General features: G+C 71.0%; 8 protein-coding genes. 5 read left to right on the top strand and 3 right to left on the bottom strand.

Annotated elements, in window-relative coordinates; translation table 11 throughout:
* Positions 1–27: 27 nt before the first annotated feature.
* On the bottom strand, positions 28–852 hold the full coding sequence (locus tag NS283_RS09275) for a helix-turn-helix domain-containing protein (RefSeq protein WP_058596582.1): 825 nt from the start codon (positions 850–852) through the stop codon (positions 28–30).
* Positions 853–995: 143 nt separating this feature from the next.
* Between NS283_RS09275 and NS283_RS09270 the strand changes: the two genes are divergently transcribed.
* The 5 genes from NS283_RS09270 to NS283_RS19235 all read left to right on the top strand — a co-directional run bounded on the left by NS283_RS09270 (position 996) and on the right by NS283_RS19235 (position 3540).
* The gene (locus tag NS283_RS09270) at positions 996–1595 is read left to right on the top strand and encodes a TetR/AcrR family transcriptional regulator (protein WP_081317347.1); all 600 of its coding nucleotides are present in this window, start codon (positions 996–998) and stop codon (positions 1593–1595) included.
* Between the two features lie 65 nt (positions 1596–1660).
* Positions 1661–2254 carry a molybdopterin-dependent oxidoreductase gene (locus NS283_RS09265; protein ID WP_058596580.1) on the top strand — a complete coding sequence of 198 codons (594 nt, stop codon included), beginning with the start codon at positions 1661–1663 and terminating at the stop codon, positions 2252–2254.
* Complete coding sequence (locus tag NS283_RS09260; protein WP_058596579.1) at positions 2251–2973, top strand: FAD-binding oxidoreductase; 723 nt, start codon at positions 2251–2253, stop codon at positions 2971–2973. Before NS283_RS09265 ends, NS283_RS09260 begins: the two co-directional genes overlap by 4 nt.
* 51 nt (positions 2974–3024) lie before the next feature.
* The gene (locus NS283_RS09255; RefSeq protein WP_058596578.1) at positions 3025–3294 is read left to right on the top strand and encodes a ribbon-helix-helix domain-containing protein; all 270 of its coding nucleotides are present in this window, start codon (positions 3025–3027) and stop codon (positions 3292–3294) included.
* Between the two features lie 87 nt (positions 3295–3381).
* Positions 3382–3540 (top strand): hypothetical protein, encoded by a 159-nt coding sequence (locus NS283_RS19235; RefSeq protein WP_241492221.1) that lies wholly within the window; start codon positions 3382–3384, stop codon positions 3538–3540.
* Between the two features lie 6 nt (positions 3541–3546).
* Here NS283_RS19235 and NS283_RS09245 read toward each other — a convergent pair whose 3' ends face one another.
* Positions 3547–4584: a helix-turn-helix domain-containing protein gene (locus NS283_RS09245; protein ID WP_058596577.1), complete on the bottom strand. Its 1038-nt coding sequence runs from the start codon at positions 4582–4584 to the stop codon at positions 3547–3549.
* Between the two features lie 151 nt (positions 4585–4735).
* Positions 4736–5572, bottom strand: coding sequence for an alpha/beta fold hydrolase (locus NS283_RS09240; protein WP_058596576.1), 837 nt, complete (start codon positions 5570–5572; stop codon positions 4736–4738).
* Positions 5573–5714 lie beyond the last annotated feature (142 nt).

Raw genomic sequence — 5714 nt, 5'->3', positions numbered from 1 at the left:
CGCCCGTCACGCCCGGCCGTACGCCCGTCACGCCCGGCCGTACGCCCGCCGCACGAGGTCGCGCAGCGCCTCGACCCCGGGGGTGTTCGGTTCGGCGAAGAACTGGGTCATCGTGCAGCCACGGGATGCCGGGATCGCCAACGTCTCGCTTCGCAGGCCCACCCACCCGTGGGACTCGATGTACACCAGCGGCCACGAGCTCGTGTGCGGCCGCACCTCGCATCTCTGCCACAGCTCGACGAAGCGCGGGTCGGTCGCGCTGAGCGTGTCGACGATGTGGCGCAGCCGGGGGCTGCGCGGATCGGCGTGGTACCGCAGCGACGCGACGAGGTTGCTCGCGGTGCGCCGCCAGTGCGACTCCGAGTGCGGGTCGGGATAGTGCTCGAACACCGACATCACGAGGTTGAGTCCCGGTCGCAGACCCCCGGGCGCGAGCAACCGGCCCGCTTCGTTGACCCCGATCACGTCGAGGGTGCCGTTCGACAGGTACGCCGGCGTCTCGGGGTGCAGGTCGAGCAGCGCGCGGATGCCCGCGGGGACCTCGTCGCTGACGGTCGGCGCCTCGTGCCCCGCCGACAGATTGGCGACGCGGTGCAGGTGCTCGTCGCCGTACACGTCGAGAAGGAGCGCGCGGCTGAGAGCGCTGAGCACCTCCGCCGAGGGGCGGTGCCCCCGACCCTGCTCGATGCGCAGGTAGTAGTCGGCGCTGATCCCGGCGAGCTCGGCCACCTCGGTGCGACGCAGGCCCCGGACGCGGCGGCGCGACGAGTCCGACAGCCCGACCTGCGCGGGTGTGAGCGACTCGCGTCGGTCGCGCAGGAACTCGGCCAGCGGGCCACTCGAGGTCGTCACGCGCATCCTCCGCCGAGTAATGGAACGGTCGCTCCAATTCTCCGCGCGGCCCCGCCGGACCGTGCGACGCAAACGGACACGATTGCGCGAGAACAGGACGTGCCCGTTGAGAAGGCCGGGGGTGCAGCGGGTACCGTGGCCGCGTGGGTCGACCCCGGCGATACGACGAAGACGAGCTCCTGGATGCTGCGCAGGAGCTGTTCTGGTCGCGCGGATACGACCGCACCTCGATGGAAGACGTGGCCGTGGCATCCGGAGTCGGCACGAGCAGCCTGTACGCGGCCTACGCGAGCAAGCTCGGGCTGTTCCTCTGCGTCTTCCGCCGGTACTGCGAGGGGCGCGTGGCGTTCGTGGCCGAGGCGACCTCCGCGCCGCGCACCGATCTCGCGGTGGTGGCCGGGCAGTTCCTCCAGCGGGTGGTCGACGAGTGCGGCTCGTCCGCGGATCGACGCGGATGCCTCATGCTCAACACGATCGTCGAGCTCGGCGATCGCTTCCCCGAGGTGCTCGACATCTCCGCGGCGACGACCGCGCGGATGGAGCGCGTGCTGGCGGAGACGTTCCTGCGGACGGCGGCCGAGCAGGACCTGATCCTGGATGCCGAGGAGGCCGCCGCGCACGCCGAACGCACGGTCTTGGCATCCCAAGGTCTCATCCAGCTGAGTCGCCTCCGCGTCCCGCGCGAACGCCTCGCGGCTCTCGCGGCGCATTCGGCCCGCGCCTCGGTGTGGCAGGGCGCCTGACCCGTCCGTCAATTGTCGAAGCCGGGTGTCGGCGCCCCCGAGTAGGGTCGGGGCGAGGAGGCGTCATGGCCGAGTTCAGCAGGGGTTTCGGTGCACGCCGGCGCGCGTCCGACCCGCAACTTCCCCCGGGGCAATACCTCACGCACGACTTCCCCGTGCTGTCCGCGGGCCCGACCCCTCGCATCCGGCTCGACGACTGGCAGTTCGCGATCCGCACCGAGACGGGCGCGACGACGACGTGGACGTGGGACGAGATCCACGCGCTGCCGATCGAAGACGTGCGCACCGACATCCACTGCGTGACCCGATGGTCGAAGTTCGGCACGTCGTGGCGCGGGGTCTCGGTCGACACGCTGCTGGCAGACATCGACAGCGCCGCCCCCTCGGTGATGGCGCACTCGTACGGCGGATACACGACGAACGTGCCGGTGAAAGACCTGATGGGCGGCAAGGCCTGGGTCGTCTTCGAGTTCGACGGCAAGCCGCTCACGCCCGAGCACGGCGGGCCCGCGCGCCTGCTCGTGCCGCACCTCTACTTCTGGAAGAGCGCGAAGTGGGTGCGCGGCCTCGTCATGCAACCGCGCGACGATCCCGGCTTCTGGGAGCAGAACGGCTACAACATGCACGGCGATCCGTGGCGCGAAGAGCGGTACTGGTGACGGCGACGCCCTGGCTGCCGGCGCACGTCGCGTCGGTCACCCGCCTCACCGCGCACGCCCGCTCGCTCGTGCTCGACGTCCCGGGCTGGACGGGGAGCCTCCCCGGGCAGCACCTCGACATCCGCCTCACCGCCGAAGACGGCTACCAGGCCGAGCGCTCGTACTCGATCGCGAGCTTCGGCCCCGGGAACAGCGTCGAGCTCGCCGTCGACGAGGTCGAGGACGGCGAGGTCTCGCCCTACCTCGTCGAAGAGGTGCGTCCCGGCGACTTCCTCGAGGTGAAGGGCCCGCTCGGTCAGTACTTCGTGTGGCACGAGAGCGACCCCTCCCCCGTGCAGCTCATCGCCGGCGGCTCGGGCATCGTCCCGCTCCTCTCGATCGCCCGGGCGCGCGCGGCCGCGGGCACCTCCCAGCCGTTCCGGTTGCTGTACTCGGTGCGTTCGGCACCGGATGCCATGTACGCCGACGAGATCGACCGGCTCGGGGCCCTCGGCATCCCGACCGAGTGGATCCACACGCGCCTCGCCCCGCCCGGATCGCCGCGGGCCGCGGGGCGCGTGTCGATGGCCGAGCTCGAGCGCCTGACGATTCCGCCCGCGGAGCGACCCCTCATCTTCATCTGCGGACCGACCGCGTTCGTCGAGGCGACGGCCGACGCGGTGGTCGCCGTCGGCCATCCGCCGCTGCGCGTGCGGACGGAGCGTTTCGGCGGCGCGTGACCGTACGGGGTCACCCTCCCCACCGACCGCATTTTCGTGTACGTTATTCGCATGGGCGACCACCTCCTGCGCGGCAAGCGCGTCACCGACTCCGAGGTACAGGCCTGGGCCGACGAAGCCGAAGAGGGCTACGACCTCACCCGTCTTCCCCGGCCGTCGCGAGGCCGACCGGCGATCGGAAACGGTCCCGGCGAAGCGACCACCGTCCGCCTCGACGCTGAAACATTGACGGCGTTGATGCGACGAGCAGAAGCCGAGGGCATCACGTCGCGATCCGAAGCCATACGCGCGGCCGTGCGCGAGTGGGCTCACGTTGCCTGAGCTGCATCGCTCTGCTCGAAAGCACTATCACCGCGACCGGCTGAACGACGACGCCGTTCGGCAGGCCGCGAGCCACGTCCTCGCGCCATGGCCGCTCGACGACGAGGACGACCCCCGTCGCTGGTTGCTGATCGGCATGGAGCAGCGGGTCGGACACTCGAGCTCGTGACCCTCACCTTCGACGACGGCCACGAGATGATCATCCACGCGATGATCGCCCGACCGGAGTACCTGCGCGATCTCTGACACCCGTCACGCCCGCAACAACCCCTCCTCGCGCAGCGGCACCACCGCCGCCTCGGACGCTTCCTCCTCCCACAGCCGGAGCAGCTTGAGCGCGAGGTGCAGGGTGGTCCGCTGCAGACCATCTGCGAGCGCGGTGCGAACCGACTCGGGCAGGTGCTCCAGCCGGTAGTACAGCGTCGTGCGGTGGATGTGCAGCCTCTCGCAGGCCACGGGCACGCGCCCGGCGGCATCCAGGTACGCCTCGACCGTCTCTCGGGGCGTCGGATCGTCCAGCGCGAGGAGGTCGAAGGCGGCCGGGCACGCCTGGTGCAGCAGCGGGCGTGAGCGCGGCACGGTGTGCAGGAGCGCCCACCCGCCGAGGTCTTCGGCGCGCACCGACGCGACCTGGTCGGGCAGGGTCGCGCGCAGCCGTGCGGAGGCGATCGCGCGCTCGACCGCGGCGTCGATGTCGGTCTCGACCGCGCCGCACGTCGCCATTCCGAGACCCCGTGGCACGACCCCGTGCACGGCGGCCTCGCGGGCGACGGCATCCGTCAGGTCGTCGATGTCGCGCACGGGAGCGGCGAGGAAGACGGCGGCCGCGTCGCGGATGCCGACGAAGTGCACCGCCCCGTGGAGGGTGAGCGCGAGGTGCCGGCCGAACGCGGTGACCGCGAGCTCGCGGGCCGGGTCGAGTCGGACGACGAGCACGTCGAGGTCGTCGGCCCGACCGTCGACCCACCGCCGGGCGCGCACCTCCCCGAGGGCTTCGCGCCGCCTTCGGCGGTCGGCATCCATCAGTCCGGTGAGCACCGTGTCTCGCGACGCGGCCAGGCCCGCCCCGAGGTCGAGCAGGTACGCCGCGGCGTCGATCACCGCCCACTCGAACGGACCGAGCTCGCTCTGCATCGCGCCGACGATGCGGAGGTACGCCGCTCCCCGGCCGAACGGGACGTCGACGCACACCGTCTCGCGGTCGACGACCGCCGGGTACGTCGTCTCGCGCAGGTGCACCCGGCGGCCCAGCATGGTCGAGAGTTGGTCCACGATCTGCGGCGGATGCATCCCGACTCCTCGCGTGCGTTCCGGTGGGGGTCCTCACACGCTACGTCGGCGGGGCCCGCGGCAGCGTGGCCCTCTCACACACACGGTACCGCTCCCACGACGCGCGAGAGGCGCACCCCGAATTCCCCGGAATGCGCCTCTCGTCGGCTCTTTACTGCTGGATGAACGCGAGGATGTCGGGGTTGATCACATCGGCGTGTGTGGTGAGCATGCCGTGCGGGTAGCCCTCGTAGATCTTCAGCGTCGAGTTCGCGAGCATCTCGTGCTGGCGGATCGCCGCGGCCTTGTACGGCACGACCTGGTCGTCGTCGCCCTGCAGCACGAGCACCGGCACGGTGATGGCGCGGAGGTCGGCTTCCTGGTCGGTCTCGGAGAACGCCTTGATGCCCTCGTAGTGCGCGACCGCGCTGCCCGTCATGCCCTGGCGCCACCAGTTGTCGATGACCGGCTGTGAGGGAGTGACGCCGTCGCGGTTGAATCCGTAGAAGGGTCCGGATGCCACGGCCTCGAAGAACTCGGCACGGTTGGCCGCGAGGGCCTCACGGAACCCGTCGAACACCGACAGCGGGGTGCCCTCGGGGTTGTCGTCGCGCTGCAGCATCAGCGGCGGGACGGCCGCGACCAGGACGGCCTTGGCGACACGACCCTGGGGCTCGCCGTGCTTCGCGACGTAGCGGGCGACCTGGCCGCCGCCGGTGGAGTGGCCGATGTGCACGGCGTTGCGCAGGTCGAGGTGCTCGACCACGGCGCTGACGTCGCTGGCGTAGTGGTCCATGTCGTGGCCGGTGCCGATCTGCGACGAGCGGCCGTGACCGCGCCGGTCGCTCGCGATCACGCGGAAGCCCTTGCCGAGGAAGTAGAGCATCTGCGCGTCCCAGTCGTCGGACGACAGGGGCCAGCCGTGGTGGAACACGATCGGCTGCGCCTCGGGGTTCCCCCAGTCCTTGTAGTAGATCTCTGCGCCATCTTCGGTGGTCACGAATGCCATGACGTTGCCCGCTTCCTTGTCTCGACGAGTGCGCCACGAACGTGGCTCGACCACTCAACCCCGCGGCGGCCCGGCGGGCATCAGACGTTCGTCGAGAACCGCGGGCGGGGTGGGGCGTGACGAGCGGAGGACGAGGGACGGG

It is taken from the genome of Microbacterium testaceum (genome assembly GCF_001476285.1).
GTDB classification, from domain to species: Bacteria; Actinomycetota; Actinomycetes; order Actinomycetales; family Microbacteriaceae; genus Microbacterium; species Microbacterium testaceum_B.
Note: the sequence above shows the minus strand (reverse complement) of the source record. Positions and strands in the feature narration are given on the sequence as shown.